The organism is Paraburkholderia sp. SIMBA_027, assembly GCF_046535315.1.
Lineage (GTDB): Bacteria > Pseudomonadota > Gammaproteobacteria > Burkholderiales > Burkholderiaceae > Paraburkholderia > Paraburkholderia tropica.
This window is the reverse complement of the sequence record NZ_JAWRWY010001313.1, coordinates 1-247: the sequence shown is the minus strand read 5'-3', so window position 1 is coordinate 247 and position 247 is coordinate 1. Positions and strand designations below refer to the sequence as shown.

General features: G+C 67.2%; 1 protein-coding gene. It reads left to right on the top strand.

Annotation, left to right across the window (positions count from 1 at the left end):
• On the top strand, positions 1-247 hold a 247-nt coding region (locus tag SB764_RS43415; protein WP_410867229.1), incomplete at both ends, for a hypothetical protein.

Genomic DNA, 247 nt, shown 5'->3' with positions numbered 1-247 from the left:
CCCTGTACGCCTGCCTGCGGTTGGGTGCCGTCGTGATCGTTGCCGACGCCGGGCTGGGAACCAAGGGCCTCAGCCGTGCCGTGAAAGGTGCCACACCCGATTTCCTCATTGGCATCGATAAGGCGCTGGCTGCAGCCTCGGCATTGGGCTGGCCCGGTGAGCGTATCAGCGTTAACGACCTTCCAGCCGCCCGGCGTCGGCTCCTCGGAGTGCGCACCTCGCTCACCTCCCTGGGCAGGCCTTCAGC